This is a genomic window from Azospira oryzae (assembly GCF_004217225.1).
GTDB classification, from domain to species: domain Bacteria; phylum Pseudomonadota; class Gammaproteobacteria; order Burkholderiales; family Rhodocyclaceae; genus Azospira; species Azospira oryzae.
In genome coordinates this window covers 288,838-308,899 of the sequence record NZ_SHKM01000002.1, presented here as the reverse complement: position 1 = coordinate 308,899, position 20,062 = coordinate 288,838, and the positions used below count along the sequence as shown (strand labels likewise).

21 protein-coding genes are annotated in these 20,062 nt (G+C 65.5%); 15 read left to right on the top strand and 6 right to left on the bottom strand.

Annotated elements, in window-relative coordinates:
* Window positions 1–42: 42 nt before the first annotated feature.
* The 9 genes from thiS (at window position 43) to EV678_RS10525 (ending at window position 6,715) form a co-directional block, all read left to right on the top strand.
* A complete protein-coding gene (thiS, locus tag EV678_RS10565) occupies window positions 43–252 on the top strand; it encodes a sulfur carrier protein ThiS (RefSeq protein ID WP_014236118.1) in 210 nt (69 codons plus the stop codon).
* 69 nt (window positions 253–321) lie between these two features.
* The gene (locus tag EV678_RS10560) at window positions 322–1,107 is read left to right on the top strand and encodes a thiazole synthase (protein ID WP_014236119.1); all 786 of its coding nucleotides are present in this window, start codon (window positions 322–324) and stop codon (window positions 1,105–1,107) included.
* A gap of 2 nt (window positions 1,108–1,109) precedes the next feature.
* On the top strand, window positions 1,110–2,384 hold the full coding sequence (locus tag EV678_RS10555) for a hypothetical protein (RefSeq protein ID WP_130459503.1): 1,275 nt from the start codon (window positions 1,110–1,112) through the stop codon (window positions 2,382–2,384).
* Between the two features lie 17 nt (window positions 2,385–2,401).
* Window positions 2,402–3,157, top strand: a complete 756-nt coding sequence (gene trmB, locus EV678_RS10550) for a tRNA (guanosine(46)-N7)-methyltransferase TrmB (RefSeq protein ID WP_232058795.1) — start codon at window positions 2,402–2,404, stop codon at window positions 3,155–3,157.
* A 962-nt stretch (window positions 3,158–4,119) separates the two neighbouring features.
* Window positions 4,120–4,521, top strand: a complete 402-nt coding sequence (locus EV678_RS10545; protein ID WP_130459502.1) for a hypothetical protein — start codon at window positions 4,120–4,122, stop codon at window positions 4,519–4,521.
* A 144-nt stretch (window positions 4,522–4,665) separates the two neighbouring features.
* A complete protein-coding gene (locus EV678_RS10540) occupies window positions 4,666–5,013 on the top strand; it encodes a hypothetical protein (RefSeq protein ID WP_130459501.1) in 348 nt (115 codons plus the stop codon).
* A gap of 93 nt (window positions 5,014–5,106) precedes the next feature.
* Entirely contained in the window at window positions 5,107–5,499 is a 393-nt protein-coding gene (locus EV678_RS10535) for a hypothetical protein (RefSeq protein WP_130459500.1), read from the top strand.
* A 92-nt stretch (window positions 5,500–5,591) separates the two neighbouring features.
* Window positions 5,592–5,939: a hypothetical protein gene (locus tag EV678_RS10530; RefSeq protein WP_130459499.1), complete on the top strand. Its 348-nt coding sequence runs from the start codon at window positions 5,592–5,594 to the stop codon at window positions 5,937–5,939.
* A gap of 98 nt (window positions 5,940–6,037) precedes the next feature.
* Window positions 6,038–6,715 carry a hypothetical protein gene (locus EV678_RS10525; RefSeq protein WP_130459498.1) on the top strand — a complete coding sequence of 226 codons (678 nt, stop codon included), beginning with the start codon at window positions 6,038–6,040 and terminating at the stop codon, window positions 6,713–6,715.
* A gap of 99 nt (window positions 6,716–6,814) precedes the next feature.
* Here EV678_RS10525 and EV678_RS10520 read toward each other — a convergent pair whose 3' ends face one another.
* The 4 genes from EV678_RS10520 to ftsY form a co-directional block, all read right to left on the bottom strand.
* On the bottom strand, window positions 6,815–8,149 hold the full coding sequence (locus EV678_RS10520; RefSeq protein WP_014236125.1) for an FAD-dependent oxidoreductase: 1,335 nt from the start codon (window positions 8,147–8,149) through the stop codon (window positions 6,815–6,817).
* A 208-nt stretch (window positions 8,150–8,357) separates the two neighbouring features.
* On the bottom strand, window positions 8,358–9,263 hold the full coding sequence (ftsX, locus tag EV678_RS10515) for a permease-like cell division protein FtsX (protein ID WP_014236126.1): 906 nt from the start codon (window positions 9,261–9,263) through the stop codon (window positions 8,358–8,360).
* Window positions 9,260–9,940: a cell division ATP-binding protein FtsE gene (locus tag EV678_RS10510; protein ID WP_130459497.1), complete on the bottom strand. Its 681-nt coding sequence runs from the start codon at window positions 9,938–9,940 to the stop codon at window positions 9,260–9,262. The genes ftsX and EV678_RS10510 overlap by 4 nt, the downstream gene beginning before the upstream one ends.
* A gap of 13 nt (window positions 9,941–9,953) precedes the next feature.
* Window positions 9,954–10,958: a signal recognition particle-docking protein FtsY gene (gene ftsY / locus EV678_RS10505; protein WP_130459496.1), complete on the bottom strand. Its 1,005-nt coding sequence runs from the start codon at window positions 10,956–10,958 to the stop codon at window positions 9,954–9,956.
* A gap of 170 nt (window positions 10,959–11,128) precedes the next feature.
* Here ftsY and EV678_RS10500 point away from each other — a divergent pair, with 170 nt between their 5' ends.
* Genes EV678_RS10500 through EV678_RS10480 form a run of 5 tightly spaced genes read left to right on the top strand, consistent with a single transcriptional unit; the run spans window position 11,129 to window position 15,172 of the window.
* Window positions 11,129–12,496, top strand: a complete 1,368-nt coding sequence (locus EV678_RS10500; protein ID WP_130459495.1) for a M16 family metallopeptidase — start codon at window positions 11,129–11,131, stop codon at window positions 12,494–12,496.
* Window positions 12,497–12,507: 11 nt separating this feature from the next.
* Window positions 12,508–13,803: a M16 family metallopeptidase gene (locus EV678_RS10495; protein WP_235832450.1), complete on the top strand. Its 1,296-nt coding sequence runs from the start codon at window positions 12,508–12,510 to the stop codon at window positions 13,801–13,803.
* Window positions 13,803–14,411: a 16S rRNA (guanine(966)-N(2))-methyltransferase RsmD gene (gene rsmD / locus EV678_RS10490; protein WP_014236131.1), complete on the top strand. Its 609-nt coding sequence runs from the start codon at window positions 13,803–13,805 to the stop codon at window positions 14,409–14,411. The genes EV678_RS10495 and rsmD overlap by 1 nt, the downstream gene beginning before the upstream one ends.
* Entirely contained in the window at window positions 14,401–14,898 is a 498-nt protein-coding gene (coaD, locus tag EV678_RS10485; protein ID WP_014236132.1) for a pantetheine-phosphate adenylyltransferase, read from the top strand. Before rsmD ends, coaD begins: the two co-directional genes overlap by 11 nt.
* Window positions 14,899–14,914: 16 nt before the next feature.
* On the top strand, window positions 14,915–15,172 hold the full coding sequence (locus EV678_RS10480) for a YfhL family 4Fe-4S dicluster ferredoxin (protein ID WP_014236133.1): 258 nt from the start codon (window positions 14,915–14,917) through the stop codon (window positions 15,170–15,172).
* A gap of 78 nt (window positions 15,173–15,250) precedes the next feature.
* Here EV678_RS10480 and EV678_RS10475 read toward each other — a convergent pair whose 3' ends face one another.
* Both EV678_RS10475 and mutM read right to left on the bottom strand, forming a co-directional pair.
* Complete coding sequence (locus EV678_RS10475) at window positions 15,251–17,206, bottom strand: dynamin family protein (protein WP_130459494.1); 1,956 nt, start codon at window positions 17,204–17,206, stop codon at window positions 15,251–15,253.
* Window positions 17,207–17,327: 121 nt separating this feature from the next.
* Window positions 17,328–18,155, bottom strand: a complete 828-nt coding sequence (mutM, locus tag EV678_RS10470; RefSeq protein ID WP_130459493.1) for a bifunctional DNA-formamidopyrimidine glycosylase/DNA-(apurinic or apyrimidinic site) lyase — start codon at window positions 18,153–18,155, stop codon at window positions 17,328–17,330.
* A 167-nt stretch (window positions 18,156–18,322) separates the two neighbouring features.
* Between mutM and EV678_RS10465 the strand changes: the two genes are divergently transcribed.
* The gene (locus tag EV678_RS10465; RefSeq protein WP_130459492.1) at window positions 18,323–20,062 is read left to right on the top strand and encodes a tetratricopeptide repeat protein; all 1,740 of its coding nucleotides are present in this window, start codon (window positions 18,323–18,325) and stop codon (window positions 20,060–20,062) included.

Sequence of the window (20,062 nt, the reverse complement as noted above, 5' to 3'; positions counted from 1 at the left end):
GTGCCGGAGGCGGCCGCCGGCCATGGTAAAATCCGCCCCCTTATGGAACTGCACATCAACGGCGAAACCCGCCAATTTCCCGATCGCGACGCCGCCTTCACCGTGGCCGCCCTGGTGGCGGAACTGGGCCTGGCCGGCAAGCGCATCGCCGTGGAGCGCAACGGCGACATCGTGCCCCGCAGCCAGCACGGCGAGACCGCCCTGGCCGGCGGCGACCGCATCGAGATCGTCGTCGCCGTCGGCGGCGGCTAAGCCCGCCGCGCCGCCGGCGCTGCCCGCCGTCCTCCTTCGCCCAACCCCTTCCCGCCTGGAACCGAGCCCATGGAACAACTGACCATCGCTGGCAAGACCTACCGCTCCCGCCTCATCGTCGGCACCGGCAAGTACAAGGATTTCGCCGAGACCCGCCAGGCCATCGATGCCTCCGGCGCCGAAATGGTGACCGTGGCCATCCGCCGCACCAACATCGGCCAGGACCCGAACCAGCCCAACCTGCTGGATGCCCTGCCCCCCAGCCAGTTCACCATCCTGCCCAACACCGCCGGCTGCTACACCGCCGACGAAGCCGTGCGCACCCTGCGCCTGGCCCGGGAGCTGCTGGACGGCCACGCCCTGGTCAAGCTGGAAGTGCTGGGCGATCCCACCACCCTGTTCCCCAACATGCCGGAAACCCTCAAGGCCGCCGAAGTGCTGGTCAAGGAAGGCTTCCAGGTCATGGTGTACTGCGCCGACGACCCCATCCAGGCCAAGATGCTGGAAGAGATCGGCTGTGCCGCGGTGATGCCCCTGGCCTCCCTCATCGGCTCCGGCATGGGCATCCTCAATCCCTGGAACCTGCGCCTCATCATCGACAACGCCAAGGTGCCGGTGATCGTGGACGCCGGCGTGGGCACCGCCTCCGACGCCGCCATCGCCATGGAGCTGGGCTGCGACGGGGTGCTGATGAACACCGCCATCGCCCACGCCGGCAATCCGGTGCTGATGGCCAGCGCAATGAACAAGGCGGTGCAGGCCGGGCGCGAGGCCTTTCTCGCCGGCCGCATGCCGCGCAAGCTCTACTCGGCCGACCCCAGCTCCCCCACCACCGGGCTCATCGGCAAGAACTGAGCATGGCCGCCCCTGCCTTCCGTCCCCGCCTCGCGGTGCTCTCCCTCGCCCTGCTGCTGGCCCTGCCGGCCGTCCGGGCCGAGGAAGGCGGCAGCATTTTCACGCCGCCGCCGGACCCCAACCAGCCTTCCCTGCTGGAACTGCTGCAGCGGGTGTTCACCCCGAGCGAGGATGGCGGCCTGGATGCGGCCAACCCCTGGACCACGCCCCGGGGCGTGGTGATCCAGCCGCGCCCGGTGCAGAAGGTGACACCGGAGGAGGAGGAGGCCGTTGCCGCGCCGCCGCCCGCCCTGCCGGAAGCCGCTGCCGGCGAGGAAACCGTGGCTCAGCCCCTGGGCGAGCCGGACTTCAGGGAGCAGCCCCTGGCCCCGCTGCCGGCTCCGGCCGCCAGCGCGCCGTCGGCCGTTCCCACGGCGCCCGCAGCGGCGCCGGAAGACACAGCCAAGGCCGCTGCCGAGGCCGCCGCCCCGGCGACTCCGGCCGCCCCCGTCGCGGCTGCCCCCGTCGCGGCTGCCCCGGCGGTGCCCCGCTTCCGCCCGGAGCGCCAGGGCTATGCCTTCGGCCATCCCCGCATCCTGGCCCAGCAAACCCTGTTCGGCCTCTCCCACGGCATTTCCCTGCTGGCCCGGGCCTGTTCCCTGTTGCCGGAAGAGGGCGAACTGGCCCGGGAAGCCTACGGCGCCTGGGAAGCCAGGAACCGGGTGCGCATCGAGCAGGCCGAATACGAGCTGGCCCGCTACTACTTCACTCCGCCGGCCGAGGAAGTGCGGCGCCTGGACCTGATCCAGGCCCTGCAGCTGAAGAGCGACCTGGGCCTGTCCACCGATGGTCCCGAACTGAAGGCCGCCTGCGCCACCCTGCCCGAAGCCCTGGCCAAGCCCCGCTACGACCTGGAAGCCCAATGGCTGCTCAAGGGCGATGTGGAGCGCCTGCGCCGGGCCACGGAAACCCGGGAACTGGTGAGCCAGTGCCGCCAGCAGACCGCTCCCGAGGCCGTGGAACGGCTCGACGCCGCCCTCGCCGCCTGGGAACAGGCCAACGCCGCCAGCGAAGCCGAGGCCCGGCAGCGCCTGGTGGCCGACATGGCCAGCCTGCCGGACCCCAAGCAGCCGGACCAGCCCGCCGACGGCGAAGCCCTGATGAAGACCTGGCAGGACGAGCTGCGCCGCGGTGTCGGCCGCCGTCTCGCCTACGGCGCCGCCGAGGCCTGCCCCGGCCTGGCCGATGCCCTGCCGGGCAAGGCCCATGCCCTGAACCACGCATTTGACGCTGAATGATCCACTGAAGGATGACCATGCAAGACCCGCAACGTGACGCCATCGACGGCGCTGACCTCCCGGCCGACTCCGCCGCGGACCAGGACAATCCCCTGGCCCAGCGCCACATCCGCAGCTTCGTCCTGCGCCAGGGCCGGGTCTCCAGCGCCCAGCTGCGCTACCTGGACGACATGATGCCGAAGATCGGCATCGAGCATCGTCCCCAGCTCCTCGACTTCGCCGCCACCTTCGGCCGCGAGGCCCCCACCGTGTTCGAGATCGGCTTCGGCATGGGCGAGACCTCGGCCAAGATCGCCGCCGTGCGCCCCGACACCAACTTCATCGAAGTGGAAGTGCACACCCCCGGCGTCGGCAGCCTGTGCAAGCTGGTGGCCGAAGGCAACCTCGGCAATATCCGCATCATCCAGCACGACGCCGTGGAAGTGCTGCGGGACATGATTCCCGAGAACTCCCTGGCCGGCGCCCACATCTACTTCCCCGACCCCTGGCCGAAGAAGCGCCACCACAAGCGCCGCCTGGTGCAGCCGCCGCTGATCGCCCTGCTCGCCTCCCGCCTGGCCCCCGGCGGCTACCTGCACTGCGCCACCGACTGGGAGGAATACGCCGTGCAGATGCTGGAAGTCCTCTCCGCCGAACCCCTTCTTGAAAACACCGTGGACAACAGCCACGGCGGCTTCGCCCCCCGCCCCGACTACCGCCCCCTGACCAAGTTCGAACAGCGCGGCATCCGCTTGGGCCATGGCGTGTGGGATGTGATCTTCCGCAGGAAGTAAGCCCGTTCTTCTCCGCCTGCCGGTTCTCGGCAGGCGGGTGCTGCACCACGTGACGACGTGCTTGGGCATACCCCGTTTTGGCAGTGTCGCCGTCTCCTTCTCGCCCCGCTAGCCTCCTCTCAGCATTTCTCCTTGTGCTCGCCTGTTGGACGCAGCCGCCTGTCAGGCGGCGAAACGGGACAGTCACGCCCCGATTTTCCACATGGTCTCTTCTGTATCTGTTCCAGGAGTGAGGTCACCGATCTGGTGCTGCCTATCGGCGGTGCTAATGGGGAGCATGGGCGGCTTGGGGAAAGACCGGAGCATGACGTATGATTTTGTTGTCAGGAATGTCCGGTTTGTACGTGAGGAGAATTATGCGAATAAGTAATAAGGGGATGGAGCGCCGCATGGTTATTGGCTTTCCGCCTGTCCGGTATCCCAGCTTATTGGACACCCCGACGTTTTATTGGACGTACTTGTCGTCTACTACTAGTTGGGCGTCATGAGAACACTCGCGCATTTGGTTTTCATGGTTGTAGCAGGTCCGTGGGCTGGCGCCTGCATTGCGCTTACCTTTGGCTACGACATCGAGATTCGGAACTCGCTTGCAGTTCAAGCTACCATCGAAGTCTCTCAGTACCATTCCGAGGGGTTCGATGGCAATCGCCCTAAGGAATTCACAGAGCAATTACGGCTTAGTACCAGGGCTTTTTCAGTTGCGCCCAATTCCTCGCGCACTGTGCACTTCAACGACGCAACGGGTGGTTTCTGGTTGCTATGGAGGCGTACGGAACCGACAAACCTACCTGCTGCGTCTGGCGTCATAGAGCTTGGCGGGCATAAACGCGTCATTGAAATCAAGTGATCCTGCCACGACGCCCAACCCGCCGATCAACCGGACTGCCCAACGGCTGCGCCGTTGGGTCCCCTCCGCGCTGCGCGCTCCGGCAGCCGGTTATCTAGCACGTTAGGCGCCGGTCATGAACCCGATGCACTCATACGATCAACTCAAGTCCGACGTCGACCTCTTGGCGAAGGAAATCGTTGCCCTAGGTGGTAGTTTGGGCGGTGGTTATGATCGTGCCGCAGTCGAGTACTGGCTCGAACCCTCGGTCCTAGGCGACTCCAAACCAACCCCACTTCCGGTCAAACTTGCTGTGGCCATCGCAATCTGCACGCTTAAGCACGCTGCGGCGTTGCCCGTGGAACCCGAAGACGAAGAACCAATTGAAACGCTGTTACCCCTCCTCACGCCGTCTCAAGTTCAGTCATCATTTTCTTCGCCTGACCTCATTCAAATGCATGCTGATTCTTCGGCCGTACTGAGCCCTAGGTTACTCAATGCAGTCACACCATTCCTTGCGTCGGCCATCGGCGCCTAACCCGCCGGTGGAGAGGGACCGCCGAGAAGCTGCGCTTCTCGGTTCCCTACGCGGCTTCGCCGCTCCGGCGGCCCCTCACCTAGCACGTTATAAGGCAGCCGCCTGAAGCGTCTCGTCGGGGTGCTACTAATTTTGATGCTATCTATGAACGCACACTCCGAAGAGAACTTTTATCCGAGAGGTCCGTGGTTGGTTGGGATGGATGAAATGTTCACCTGCAAGTCTGCTAGCGGAATAACCTCCGAGTTCGATCCGAAGACCATCCAAAAAATCAAAATCATCACGAATGACAAAGGCCCTTTTGAAGAGGATGTCTTCTGGAAATTCGAATACACGGGTGGCGAGTGCTACTTCCCGTCAAGCGGGGATAAAGACGGTTCTTTCCTCGCTCATTTTCAGGGGCTGAGAGGGTTCGACAATAAGGCGTTCATTCAAGCCGCATCGTCAGCAAACAACGCTGCATTCGTGGTCTGGGACCGAAATGCCTTATAACAATCCAGTCAACCGGACCGCCGAACAGCCGCATTTAGGCTGCCTCTGGCCGCCTCGCGCGGCGTCCGGTTACTTCAATCGTTAGAGGGCTCGATGGCGAACGGTCCCGACCGCGCAACGTTCTGGCAAAAGTTCATTGTTCAGAGATGCGGCTTCCCTAAACCTGAATTGCTAATTGCTCAGTTCCAAAACGCGGATCTTTCTGACTTCTGTGCCTGCGGATGCAACAGCTTTGCGGTGAGCGTTCGAGGCAGTCCTGATGTTCCGCCTTTGGCAAAGCGTGGCGGTTATGGCTTGGTTTTTGAAGTTGATTTCAAACTTCCTGGTGAAGAGCAAAGTTTGGAAATTCTTCTTTTCTCGGGAGAGTCTGGTTATCTCGAATATGTCGAAATCGATTGCTGCGGCAATAGCTTCCCTGTACCGGAAAACATCAATGTAGAAAACGCTCCCTACAATGTCTTTCTTCATAAATCACTGGCCCTCTAACCCTGCGGTCAAGGCGCGGCCTTCGTCCGCTGGGACGCTCCGCCTGCCGGCGGCGCGCCCCTTACCTCCACGTTATGTACCTTAGAACTAAGGTGCGGCTCGTTACCGCAATCCTCTACTTGGTGGCCGCACTTTTCTTTGCAGCCATCGTTTTCATTCTTGCCGCTATCGGTGGTAAAGACGGTTTTAGTGCATTGTTCGCCGCAGACAGTCCAGCTCGTGCGGCTATTACTTACCTGTTTGTGGCCGGAGCCTTTTCCCTCGTCGTTTCTGTATTGCTCTTTTCTCCTGCATCGTTGTCCCATCTCCAACGCCTCGGCCTGCTCGTCCTCGGTGCAGTTCAAATGCTCGCGGGCATCTTCTTTGCGTCGAGCTCCGCGGTTGTGACGGTTGTTCCTCTATGGTTTCTCTTCAAGTTCTATCGTGAGGCAAGTACATAACATGCCGCTCAACGTTGCTCCCTCTGGTCGCTGTACACTGCGCGATAAGGCCACGCAGCGCCCGTTAGCTCAACGTTAGCCGTCGGAGAAAAACGCGCATGGACGCTTGGCAAACAATTCTGCTCGCATTCGGCGGTAATGCCGCGCTAATAGCCGTCTTGGGACTGATCGGTAAGTCGCTCTTGGAGAAGCTTATAGCGCGCGATACCAAACGTTTCGAGACCGATCTAAAGGCCAAGTCCGATGCAGCAATTGAGCAACTTCGTAGCGATCTCCAAATTCGTTCAATCGAACACCAAGTCCGCTTCTCACGGCTACATGAGAAGCGCGCTACGGTGATCGCCGAGCTATACGGAGTCTTAGTTGAAATGCTGTGGGAGGCGGAAAGCTTTCTCTCCCCGATGGAGTGGGCCGGTGAGCCAGACAAGAAGCAAAAGCACCATACAGCGATGAACAAGCTAGTCGACTTCTTCAGATATTTCGACAAGCACCGAATCTACTTTCCCGAGGAGATCTGTGCATCTCTCGAAGAACTTGCCATGAAGGTCCGCTCTCACGTTATTGCCTTTGGTGTCTACGTCGGCTTCGACGATCAGTCGCTGAACGATTACACGCGGCAACAAAAGGAGAAAGCGTGGAACGAGGGGTGGGATGCCATCAAGGGCGAGATTCCCAAGGCGCGGAAGCTTCTTGAAGATGAGTTCCGCCATTTACTTGGCGCGACGGCTAACCCTGCGTTGCAGGGGACGCTCCGCCTACCGGAGGCGCGCCCCTGAACTTGGACGTTAGAGTGCTCAACTGGAACACGCCCAAAGTCTCCAACAAAAAAGGCGCGGATATCCGCGCCTTTTTTGTTGCTGCGAACCGGCGGAGCATCAGCCCCGATCCAGGAAATCCTCCGCCATGCCTTCGAACCAGACGAAGTCTTCCTTGGCCAGGTTGACGTCGTGCTCGTGGTATTCCTTCACCGTCTGCACGATCTTGCCCTCGGCGTTGAACTTGTACTGGAAGTCCACCAGGATGGCCTCGATGGGGTTGCCGTTGACGAACATGTAGCAGAGGTTGTCCGGCAGCAGTTTGTCGAAGTCTTTGCCCTGCATGCGGTTCACGATCTGGCGGGCGGCGATGCGGCCCAGGCGGTTGGCCACGTGGCCGCTCTTGGGGTACCAGCCGAACAGTTCCGAGGCCTTGCCCACGGCGTCGCCGATGATCCACACATTGGGGTCCTTCTGGCTGTGCAGGCCCACGTTGTGCTGGTCGGCCCAGCCGGTGGCCTGGCCCTTGTCGTCCTGGCCGATGAGGTCGGCCATCCATACCAGGTCGCCGGCCCGGTGGGGCGCCATGAGGATGGCGTCCTCGAACTTGAAGTCGCCGGCGGCGGTCTTCACCTGCTTGTTGTACGGGTCCACCTCCTTCACCGTGGCGTTGGGCACGTACAGCACCTGGTCCTTGTACAGCTCGTCGAAGGCCTGCTTGAAGCCGATGCCGATGGGGGTGGGGGCCGGCTTGGGGTCGAGCAGGACGATGCGGCCGGGAATCTTGTGCTGCTTCAGGTGCCAGGCCATCATGCACACCCGCTCGTAGGGGGAGGGCGGGCAGCGGTGGGGCGGGGGCGGCAGCACGGTGACGAAGTCGCCGCCCTTGAAGCTGTGCAGCTTCTTCTTCAGGGTGATGTGCTCGGCGCTGGGGATGTAGGCCGCCGGGTAGTTGGCCTTGGTGTAGTTGATGGTCTTGCGGTCGTCGCCGAACCAGGCTTCGTACTGGTAACGGATGCCGGGGGCCAGCACCAGGTAGTCGTAGCCGATGGCGCCCTGGCCGGTGATGACCTTCTTCCTGTCCCGCTCGATGCCGACGATCTCGGACTGCAGGAACTGGTAGCCGAATTTCTTCGCCACGGTCAGGTAGTCGTGCACCAGCAGGTCGGTGCCGACGATGTCCACCAGCCACTTGTTGCTCATGGGACAGGACCAGAACACCGGGTTGCGTTCGATCAGCACCACTTCGACAGAAGGGTCCAGCTTGCGCAGGTAGCGGGCCACGGTGAGTCCGCCCCAGCCGCCGCCGCAGACGACGACGCGCTTGCCCTTGGGCGGCGGCAGCAGTTCGGCGCCGAGGGAGGGCAACACCAGGTTGCCGGCATGGGCCCGGGAGACGACACCTGCGCCCAGGGCGCCGGCAGTCGCCAGGAAGTTACGACGGGAAAAGGACATTACAGACTCCCCAAAACAAAGCCGCCGCGATGGGGATGGCACCGCAGCTTAAAAGCGGCCTGGCCGCTGAAATATGGTGGCGGTACACCGACCGCCGGGGCGGAGGATAGCCTCGGGGAGGCGGCGTCGCAATGGGGAGGGGAAAACGGGCTGGCCCGACGGCGGTCGAAGCGGGGAGGGCGGCCGGTGGCCGGCGCCCTCCCGCCTCTTACTTCGGTTCGATCTGCCGCAGGTAGAGGCCTACCGAGAGCTGGGCGCCGAGCCAGCCGAGGAGGGCACCGACGCCGAGCAGCAGCAGGGAGTGGTCGAGGCCCAGGCCGTGCAGGCGGAAGGCGGTGGCGTAGAGGCTGGCCAGCTGGCTGACCGGCCCGGAGAGGACGGCCACGGCGGCGCTGACCAGGAGCATGGCGATGAGGCCGCCGAGGATGCCCTGGAGGGCGCCGAAATAGTAGTAGGGGCGGCGGATGAAACCGTCGGTGGCTCCGATCAGCTTGGCCACTTCGATTTCGTCGGCCTGGGCCAGGATCTGCAGGCGGATGGTGTTGAAGGTGACGGCCACCAGGGCGGCGGCGAAGGCGGCGGCCAGCAGCAGCACGGCCAGCCGGCCGAGGCGCAGGAAGGCGTCGAAACGCTTGATCCAGGCCGAATCCAGCTGTACGTGGGCGACCTTGGGCCAGGCCGAGAGGGTCTTGGCCAGGGCTTCCAGCTGTTCCGGTGCGGCGTTGCGCGGTTCCACGATGAAGGCGTCGGGCAGGGGGTTGCGCGGCAGGCTGGCCACCAGTTCGGCCATGCCGGCGGTGCCCTGGAGGCGCTTCAGGGCGTCTTCCCGGGGCACGAAGACAATGCTGCCGGAGACCTCCTGGCGCAGGCGGGATTCCATCTCCGTGGCCTCCTTGCGGCTGGCCTCGGGGCTGAGGAAGACGCTGATCTGCTGGGTGCTGGCGACGCCGGCGGCGGCCTGGCGCAGGTTGTCCAGGACCACCACGCCGGCGGCGGGCAGGGTCAGGGCGATGCCGATCACCAGCAGGGACAGCACGGTGTTGAGGGGCGAGGCGGCAAGCCGCTGCCAGGCGCCCTGAAGGGCCGACAGGTGTTGGGTGAGCCAGGCGTTCATGCTTGTCCTTCCGGGCGTTCGCCGGGGGCCCGCACCTGGCCGTGTTCGACCCACAGGACCCGGGGATTCAGGTGGCGCACCCACTGGGTGTCGTGGGTGGCGAGGATGACGGTGACGCCGACCTGGTGGAAGGCCTTGAACAGCTCCATCACTTCGCCGGCGGAATCCGTGTCCAGGTTGGCCGTGGGCTCGTCGGCGAGGAGGATGGCGGGCCGGTTAACCACCGCCCGGGCGATGGCCAGCCGTTGCTGTTCGCCGCCGGAGAGGGCGATGGGGTTGGCCTTCTCCCGTTCCAGCAGGCCCACCTTGTCCAGGGCTGCCCGGGCCCGCTTGCCGGCTTCCTTGGGGGAGAGGCCGACGATGGCCAGGGGCAGCAGCACGTTGTCGAGCACGGTGCGGTCGAAGAGCAGCTTCTGGTCCTGGAAGACCAGGCCGAAGTTGCGCCGCACGTAGGGAATGGCGCTCTTGCGCAGGGCCGCCAGGTTCTGCCCGTTCACCACCACGCTGCCCGAGGTCGGGCGCTCGATGGCGGCGGCCAGCTTGCACAGGGTGGTCTTGCCGGCGCCGGAGTGGCCGGTGATGAAGACCAGCTCCCCCGCGTCGATGTCGAAACTCACGCCCCGCAGGGCTTCGTAGCCGGTGGGGTAGCGCTTGTGTACCGCGGAGAAGGAGATCATGACGGTCCTGAGCTTACTCGCCGAAGAGGGCGTCCACGAAGTCCCGGGCGACGAAGGGGCGCAGGTCGTCGATGCCTTCGCCGACGCCGATGAAGCGCACCGGCTTGGGACACTGGCGGGCGATGGCGGCGATGACGCCGCCCTTGGCGGTGCCGTCCAGCTTGGTCAGCACCAGGCCGGTGACGTTGATGGACTTGTCGAAGGCCTTCACCTGGGCCAGGGCGTTCTGGCCGATGTTGGCATCCAGCACCAGCATCACCTCGTGGGGGCCGGTGGGGTCGGCCTTCTGGATCACCCGGCGCACCTTGGCGATCTCTTCCATGAGGTGCAGCTGGGTGGGCAGGCGGCCGGCGGTGTCAGCCAGCACCACGTCGATGCCCCGGGCCTTGGCGGCGGCGATGGCATCGAAGACCACGGCCGCCGGGTCGCCGGATTCCTGGGCGATGACCGTGACGTTGTTGCGCTCGCCCCAGGTCATCAGCTGTTCCCGGGCTGCGGCGCGGAAGGTGTCGCCGGCAGCCAGCAGCACGCTCTTGCCCTGGCCCTGGAAGTACTTGGCCAGCTTGCCGATGGAGGTGGTCTTGCCGGCGCCGTTGACCCCGGCAATCATGATCACGAAGGGCTTGTGGCTATCCACCTGCAGGGGCGCTTCCAGGGGCGCCAGCATCTGGGCCAGGGTGTCGGCCAGGGCCTGCTGGATGGCGGCGGCGCCCTCCAGCTTGTCCTGCTTGGCGCGGCGCTTCAGTTCGTCAAGCAGGTGCATGGTGGCGTCCATGCCCACGTCGCTGGTCAGCAGCAGGGTCTCCAGTTCTTCCAGCAGTTCGTCGTCCACCTTGCCCCGGGCAAAGACGGACTTGAGCTTGCCGCCAAGCTGGGAGCGGGTGCGGGAGAGGCCGGCAAAAAGGCGCTCGCGCCAGGAAAGGGGCTTGTCCAGGGGCTCCGGCACCGGCGCCACGGCGGCTGCGGTGGCGGGCGTGGCGTCCTGGTCTTTGTCGGATTTTTTCAAGAAACCAAACATGCGGGGTTCCGTTCTAAGTTCGTTCCCGGGCTGTCAGGGCTGACAGGGGGAGGGCGGCTCGGTAAGATGCGCCGCAGGAAAATCCGAATTTTAGCCCAAGCGTCCCCCGAGGACGTTGCCGAATTCGCCCGTTCATGGCCCTGCGGGGCATTTCATTTCGGAAGCGAACCATGATCCCCAGAAAATCGAGACTCCTGGCCCTGCTGCTGGGCCTGCTCCCCATTGGCGCCGTCCTGGCCAATCCCTATGAAACCACCCTGAAGAACGGCCTCAAGGTCATCGTCAAGGAAGACCGGCGTGCCCCCACGGCGGTGCACATGGTCTGGTACAAGGTGGGCAGCATGGACGAGGTGGACGGCACCTCCGGCGTCGCCCATGCCCTGGAGCACATGATGTTCAAGGGCACGCCCAAGGTCGGCCCGGGCGAGTTCAACAAGCGGGTGGCGGCCGCCGGCGGCCGCGACAACGCCTTCACCAACTACGACTACACCGCCTACTTCCAGCAGATTCCCAAGCAGAAGCTGCCCGAGATGATGGCCCTGGAGGCGGACCGAATGGGCCACCTGACCCTGGACCCGAAGGAATTCGCCAAGGAAATCCAGGTGATCATGGAAGAGCGGCGCATGCGCACCGACGACAATCCCCAGTCCCTGCTGTTCGAGGCCCTCAATGCCGTGGCCTACTCGGCCCATCCCTACCGCCGGCCGGTGATCGGCTGGATGGCGGACCTGGAGCAGATGACCGCCGCCGACCTGCGCCACTGGTACCAGCAGTGGTACGTGCCCAACAACGCCACCCTGGTGGTGGTGGGCGATGTGGACCACGAGGCCGTCTTCCGCCAGGCGGAAAAGACCTACGGCCAGCTCAAGCCCCGTGCCCTGCCGGCGCGCAAGCCCATTGCCGAGGCGCCCCAGAAGGGCATCCGCCGCGTCACCGTGAAGGGCCCGGCGGAACTGCCCCAGGTGCTGCTGGCCTGGAAGGCGCCGACCCTGCGCGACGTGAACAAGGACAGCGACCCCTACGCCCTGGAAATGCTCGGTGCCGTGCTGGACGGCCACGACGGCGCCCGCCTCACCCAGCACCTGGTGAAGGACCAGCGTCTGGCCCAGTCCGTGGGCTCGGGTTACGACAACAGCAGCCGCGGCCCCTCCCTCTTCCTCATGCTGGGCACGCCCGCCGAGGGCCATACCCCGGCCGAGCTGGAGGCCGCCCTCAAGGCCGAAGTGGCGCGCATCGCCGCCGACGGCGTCAGTGAGGAAGAGCTGAAGCGGGCCCGCGCCCAGCTGGTGGCGAGCCAGGTGTACAAGCGGGACTCCATGTTCGCCCAGGCCATGGAGATCGGCCAGATGGAAATCGTTGGCCTCTCCTACAAGTCCGTGGAGCGCATGATCGAAAAGCTCCAGGCCGTCACCGCTGCCGACGTGCAGCGGGTGGCCAAGCAGTATTTCAGCGACGACAGCCTCACCGTGGGCCTGCTGGAACCCCAGCCCCTGGCCGATGCTCCCCGCCGCCGCGCCCCCGCCGGCGTGCGCCACTGATCGAGGAGACCATGATGCGACTGCCTAACTTCCTGCTCTTTGCCGCCGCCCTGCTGGGCTCTGCCGCCCAGGCCGGGGTCACCATCGAGCACTGGGTTGCCCCCTCCGGCGCCCGGGTCTATTTCGTCGAAAACCATGCCCTGCCCATCGTGGACGTGCAGGTGGACTTTGCCGCCGGCAGCTCCCGGGACCCGGCCGGCAAGTCGGGCCTGGCCGGCTTCACCCACGGCCTGCTCGACGGAGGTGCCGGCGACCTGGACGAGACCGCCATTTCCAACCGCTTGGCCGACCTGGGCGCCAACCTGGGCGGCGGTGCCGACCAGGACCGGGCCAGCCTGAGCCTGCGCACCCTGGCGGCCCGGGAAACCCGGGACGGCGCCCTGGAAATCATGCGTCTGGTGCTGCAGCAACCCCGCTTCCCCGAGGCGGTGCTGCAGCGGGAGCAGGTGCGCGCCGTGGCCGGTCTGCGGGACGCCCTGACCAAGCCTGAAGTGCTGGCCAGCCGGGCCTTCTGGCAGGCCCTCTACCCGGATCATCCCTATGGCCGGGTATCCACCCCCGAGTCCCTGGAAAGCCTGACCCGGGCCGATGTGGAGTCCTTCTGGCGCGCCAACTACAACGCCGCCAAGGCCAGCGTCACCCTGGTGGGCGACCTCTCCCGCAGCGAGGCCGAAGCCATTGCCGAGAAGCTGACGGCCGGTCTGCCCGCCGGTGGTCCGGCTGCCCCCATCCCGGCGGCCAGCCTGCCCCAGGGCCGGGTGGTGTCGGTGCCCCATCCGGCCACCCAGTCCCACCTCCTGCTCGGCCTGCCCGCCATTCCCCGGGGCGATCCGGACTTCTACGCCCTGCAGGTGGGCAACTACGTCCTTGGCGGCGGCGGCTTCGTTTCCCGCCTGCTCAAGGAAGTACGCGATGCCCGGGGCTACGCCTACAGCACCTACAGCTACTTCGCCCCCATGGTGGCCCGGGGTCCCTTCCAGATCGGCCTGCAGACCAAGCGGGCCCAGGCCGGCGACGCCCTCAAGGTGGTCAATGAGGTGCTGCAGGAGTTCCTCGCCAAGGGCGTCACCGAGAAGGAGCTGAAAGCGGCCAAGGACAACATGGTCGGCAGCTTCCCCCTGCGCCTGGACAGCAACCGCAAGCTGCTCGACAACGTGGCGGTGATCGGCTTCTACGGCCTGCCCCTGGACTACCTGGACACCTACGCCGCCAAGGTGGAGAAGGTCAGCGCCGCCGACATCAAGGCCGCCTTCCAGCGCCACGTGCTGCCCCAGCACCTGGTGACGGTCAAGGTGGCTGCCGACTGATGGCCCGCCCCGGACCGCAGCCGGCCGGCCGGGCCGGCGCCGCCCGGGCCCGGGCGGGCAACAACGTGGTGCGCATCATCGGCGGCGAGTGGCGCCGCCGGGTGCTGTCCTTCCCCGACGGCGAAGGCCTGCGGCCGACGCCGGACCGGGTGCGGGAAACCCTCTTCAACTGGCTGGGCCAGGACCTGACGGGCTGGAACTGCCTGGATCTCTTTGCCGGCAGCGGCGCCCTGGGTTTCGAGGCGGCCTCCCGCGGAGCCGCCCGCTCCGTCCTGGTGGAGCGGTCGCCCAAGGCCTTTGCGGCCCTGAAAGACAACGCCGCCCTGCTGCAAGGGGAAAATTTGCAGATAATCCGGGAAGATGCGCTAAAATTCGTCGCCTCTACGGAGCTGCGTTTCGATCTGGTGTTCCTCGATCCGCCCTACCATCTCGGTTGGCTGGAAAAACTGGAACCCCTCCTGTCCCGGGTGCTGAAGGAAGACGGCGTGATTTACGCCGAAGCGGAAAAGCCCCTGGAAAGCCTGGGCGACTGGGCCACAGTGAAGCGCGGCAAGGCCGGGCAGGTCTTCTACCACCTTATGGCGCGGAACAATGCCGATGCTGAATAACCGACTGGCGATCTACCCGGGAACCTTCGACCCCCTGACCAAGGGGCACGAGGATCTGGTCCGGCGTGCCTCCAGCCTGTTCGACCGGGTCATCGTGGCCGTGGCCGACAGCCCGAACAAACGCCCGTTCTTCGGCCTGGAAGACCGGGTCGCCATGGCCCAGGAAATCCTGGCGCCCTATGGCAACGTGGAAGTGAAAGGTTTTTCTTGCCTGCTGATGGATTTCCTCCACCAGCAAGGCGCCAAGGTCATCATCCGCGGTTTGCGGGCGGTGTCCGACTTTGAATACGAATTCCAGATGGCGGGGATGAACCGTAATCTGTATCCCGAGGTCGAAACAGTATTCCTGACGCCTGGGGAGCAGTACATGTTCATTTCCGCCACCATGGTGCGCGAGATCGCCCGGTTGGGGGGGGATGTCAGCAAGTTCGTCCAGCCGGTCGTGGAGAAGCGGCTGGCGGCGAAAAAAGTCTCCGAACTATCTTGAATGAAGGAAAGCAGCTATGGCTTTGATGATTACCGACGAATGCATCAACTGTGACGTGTGCGAGCCGGAGTGCCCCAACGAGGCCATCTCCCAGGGCGAAGAGATCTATCAGATCGACCCCAGCAAGTGCACCGAGTGCGTCGGCCACTACGACACCCCCCAGTGCGTTGAAGTGTGCCCGGTGGATTGCATCCCCAAGAACCCGGACGTGGTCGAAAGCGAAGACCAGCTGTGGAGCAAGTACGAGAAGCTGACCGGCAACAAGCGCGCCTGAGCCTTCTCCGGGCCGGCAACGGCCCCAATAAAAAAGCCACGGCATGCCGTGGCTTTTTTATTGTCCGCGAGGCGTGCGTCAGGCGGCGGCCTGGAGGCCTTCCCCCTGGGGGTGCAGCAGGGCCTGGAGATCGTTGCCGAGGGCCTGCAGGGTGTCGATCTGGGCCAGCAGGGCCGCTTCCATGTGGTTCAGTTCGCCGATGCGGTCTTCCAGGGTGTCGGTGGCCTGGTGGATGCGCTTGATGCTCTCCAGACGGCGCTTCAGCTGGATCTGGTGTTCCCGCACCTGGGTCTCCATGGGGGCCATGACTGCCTTCAGCCAGATTTCCACGTCCCGGTTGGCGTGCTCGAAGGCGCGGCGCACCTGCACCGCCACTTCCTCGAAGAACTTCTGGGTGACGTTGCCCTTCTCGTGGGTCAGCAGCTGGAACATGGTGTTGAGGTGGGTGTTGCACCACTGTTCCAGACGCTCCAGCTCCTTCTCATAGCGCAGCAGGTTGAACTGGGTCGGCGAACCCAGCTTGAGCCCGTGCTCGACGCTGAACTTCTTGTAGATGGCCTCCATCATGGAGAGGATTTCGCCGATCTCCTTGCCGGACTTCTGCACGTTCTCCTTGGAGGTGCGGAAGAAGCGGTCCATGGCCGCGGACAGGCCCCGGGAGAAGGTGGCGGCCTGCATGGCGTCCCGGGTCTCGTGGGTGAGGCTGCGCAGGGCGTCCAGGCCCAGATGGGCAAAGAGATTGTTGGTCAGGGTGGAGAAGACGCTGCGCACGGCGTAATAGCGCTGCAGGCCCGATTCGAACTCTTCCTTCTCGGTCTTGATCTTGGCCATCATGTATTCCACGACGCCCTTGTTCTTGCCCTTCAGCTCGGTCAGTTCGGTCAGCTGTTCCTTCAGGCCCCGCATGCGGGAATCCAGCAGGGCGCGCATGCGGGCGTGCAGTTCGCCGAACTCGGCCTCGGTGTTGTCGCGCACGATGTCCTGCTTGGCCGGGATCAGTTCCTCGGAGAGGGCCCGTTCCAGTTCCGGCAGGCGGGAGCGCTGCAGCAGGGCGTCGTCGCCGTTGATCTTGGCCACCAGGGCCTTCTGGGCAGAGACGGGGAACACCTGCTCCTGGGGCAGGCCCAGGATGGAGGCGCAGCTGTCGGCCTGGCGGGCGATTTCGGCCTGGATCTCGGCCTCGCTCTTGAGCTCGTCCCAGAGGCCGTCGATCTTGTTGAGCACCGCCAGGCGGCCCCGCTTGCGGTTGCCGCCGGCGCCGATGTTGTCCTTCCAGATGGCCAGGTCGGACTGGGTGACGCCGGTGTCGGCAGCCAGGATGAAGAGCACGGCGTGGGCGTTGGGCAGCAGGGACAGGGTCAGTTCCGGCTCGGCGCCGATGGCGTTGAGGCCCGGGGTGTCCAGGATCACCAGGCCCTGTTGCAGCAGGGGATGGGGGAAGTTGATGACGGCATGGCGCCAGCGGGGGATTTCCACCAGGCCGTCCTCGCCGATGCGGTAGGTGGCGGCCTCGTCGTCGCCGACGGGAAAGCCCAGCTTCTCCGCCGTGTCCCGGTCCACCCGCACCACTTCGCTGACGTGGCGCAGGGTGTCCTGCATGGCTTCGGGGGAGTCCACGTTGAGGGGCACGGTCTCCCACTCGTTGGGGAAGCGCTTGTATTCGGAAATGCCGGCATTGGTGGCACGGGTGTGGATGGGCAGCAGCTCGATGCAGGAGGGCTTGTCGGCATCGAACAGCAGTTCCGTCGGGCACATGGTGGTGCGGCCGGCGGAAGAAGGCAGCATGCGGTTGCCGTAGTCGGCGAAGAAGATGGCGTTGATCAGTTCCGACTTGCCCCGGGAGAACTCGGCGACGAAAGCCACGTTGAGACGGTCTTCCTTGAGACGCTCGAGCAGCTGGGTCAGGCGCAGGTCGCTCTGGGCATCGCCCAGTTCATTGTCCGCCAGCCAGGCGCGGAAGTGCTCGATGCATTCCGACAGCTGCGTCCGCCATTGGCTGTAGGCGGCGAAGTTCTGGGCAAGGGTATTCGGCATGGCGACACCGGCGACAAAAAGGGAGAGGCTACTCTACCCCACAATGCCAAATGGAATCAACGCGCTGGCGCCGCTTGTGCCAGCACTGGTTGAAATGGGGCGACGGACGGTCGCCGGGGCGTCAGCGCTGGCAGCGGGGACAGTAGAAAGTGCTGCGTCCGCCCTGGGTGATGCGGCGGATGGGGCCGCCGCAGACCTGGCAGGGCTCTCCTTCCCGGTCGTAGACGGCGACGATGAGCTGGAAGCTGCCGGCGCCGCCGTCGCTATGCACGTAGTCGCGCACGCTGCTGCCGCCGGCGGCGATGGATTCCGCCAGCACCTCCCGCACCGTGGCCGCCAGTCTGTCGCAGCGCTGGCGGCTGAGGCGGCAGGCCGGCGTCAGGGGCGAAATGCGGGACCGGAAGAGGCTTTCCGCCGCATAGATGTTGCCGACGCCGACGATGCTGTGGGCGTCCATCAGCACCTGCTTGATGGGGGCCTGGCGCCGCCGCAGGGCCTGGTGCAGCCAGGCGCCGTCGAAGGCGTCGCTAAGCGGCTCGACGCCCAGGGGCGCCAGCAGGGGGTGGTCGAGGACAACGGGGCCGTCCACCCACAGCAGGGTGCCGAAGCGACGCGGGTCTCGGTAGCGCAGGGTGCGGCCGGGAAAATGCAGGTCCACATGGTCGTGCTTGCCCGGCGGCGTGCCGGGCGGGACCAGGCGCAGGCTGCCGGACATGCCCAGGTGCAGGATGATCCAGCCGCCGCCCCCTTCGCTCTCGAAGTCGAAGAGCAGGTACTTGCCGCGCCGCTCCACCCGCTTCAGGCAGCGGCCCACGGGGCGTTCGGCCAGGGCCGGCGACAGTTCGTGACGCAGGCGCGGAGCCCGCAGGCTGACGCCCTGCAGCACCTGGCCGGGCAGGTAGGGCAGGAGGCCGAGGCGGCTGACTTCGACTTCGGGGAGTTCGGGCATGGCGAAAAGTGGATGAATGAGCGGATGTATGGATTGGTAAAGTGTTGCGAGCGGATGTAAGCGGCACGGCCGCCCGCTTGTGGCGCCCTGGAAAACTGCCTAACATGCGGCACTAATCTTAAGCGAAAGCTTCTAACGCGGTCTCCTCCCCGGTGACTGACACTGCCATGAAAATGATCCCCCTCGCTGTCCTGGTCGCCGCCCTGGCCGCCAATGGTGCCCTTGCCGCCGATGCCACCCCCGCCCCCGTGGCCAAATCCCGGGCGGCCAAGGCCGAGCGGGCGCCCCGGGCTCCGGCGGCCGTGCCCACCTCTGCCGCCGAGCTTCCGGCCGGCCAGGTGGCGTACCAGGTGCTGCTGGCGGAAATCGCCCTGCGCCGGGGCTACGGCGACCTGGCCCTGTCCGTGTACGCGGAACTGGCCCTACGCAGCCGGGACCCCCAGGTGCTGGCTCGGGCCATCGAGGTGGCGGGCTTTGCCCGGCGCATGGATCTGGCCCATGAACTGGCCCAGCTGTGGGTGGAAACGGAACCCGAGTCGGTGACGGCTCGCCAGACCCTGGTGGGGGTGCTGATCGTCCTCAACCGCCTGGACGACCTGGTGCCCCACCTGAGCAAGTTGCTGGAGCAGGACAAGGACAACCTGGGCGACAACCTCAGCCGCCTCAACCGCATGCTGGTCCGCCAGCCGGACAAGAGCGCCGTGCTGCGTCTGGTGCAGCGCGTCACCCAGCCCTACCAGGGCGTGGCCGAAGCCCACTTTGCCGTGGCCCAGGCCGCCCTGGCCGCAGGCGACCGCCCTCTGGCCCAGGAGTCGGTGCGCCGGGCCCAGGAGCTGCGTCCCGAATGGGAAATGCCGGTGCTGCTGGAGGCCCAGATCGTCTCCGCCGAAGCGCCGGCCAAGGTGGTGCCCCTGCTGGAGCGTTATCTGAGCCGCCATCCCAACGCCAAGGACGTGCGCCTGCACCTGGCCCGGGCCTATGTGGGCGACAAGCGCTTCAGCGATGCCAGCGCCGAGTTCCGCCGCCTGCTGCGGGACTTCCCCAACAGCGTCGAAGTGGTCTATCCGGTGGCCATCCTGGCCCTGCAGCAGAACGACCTGGACACCGCCGAGACCCAGCTCAAGCACCTGCTGGAGCTGGAGTTCGGCGACCGCAACCTGGTCAATTACTACCTGGGCCAGGTCATGGAGGCGCGCAAGAACGAGGCGGCCGCCATCGACTACTACGGCCAGGTCGGCCTCAGCGAGCCCTTCCTCAACGCCCGCAACCGCCAGGCCATGCTGCTGGCCCGTGCCGGCAAGCTGGACGAGGCGCGGCAGGTGCTGCAGCAGACCGCCACCATGCATCCCACCGAGCGGGTTGCCCTGGGCCAGTCCGAAGCCCAGCTGCTGCGCGACGCCAAGCGTTACGCCGAGGCCCTGGAGGTGCTGGAACGCCTGCTCAAGAGCAATCCGGGCAATGCGGAGCTGCTCTACGACTCCGCCCTGGTGGCCGACCGTCTCGACAAGGTGGCCCTGGTGGAAGAGCGCCTGCGCCAGGTGATCGCCCTGCAGCCCGAGAACGCCCATGCCTACAACGCCCTGGGCTACACCTTCGCCGAGCGCAACATGCGCCTGGACGAAGCCCGGGAACTGGTGGCCCGGGCCCTGGCCCTGCTGCCGGACGACGCCTTCATCATCGACAGCATGGGCTGGGTGCTCTATCGCCAGGGCGACCTGGCCGGCGCCCTGATCCAGCTGCAGAAGGCCTACGGCCTGCGCCAGGACCCGGAGATCGCCGCCCACATGGGCGAGGTGCTGTGGGGTCTGGGGCGCCAGGACGAGGCCCGCCGCGTGCTGCGCGAAGCCGCCAGGAAGGACCCGGACAACGAAGCCCTGGCTGCCGCCGTCAAGAAATTCCAGCCCTGA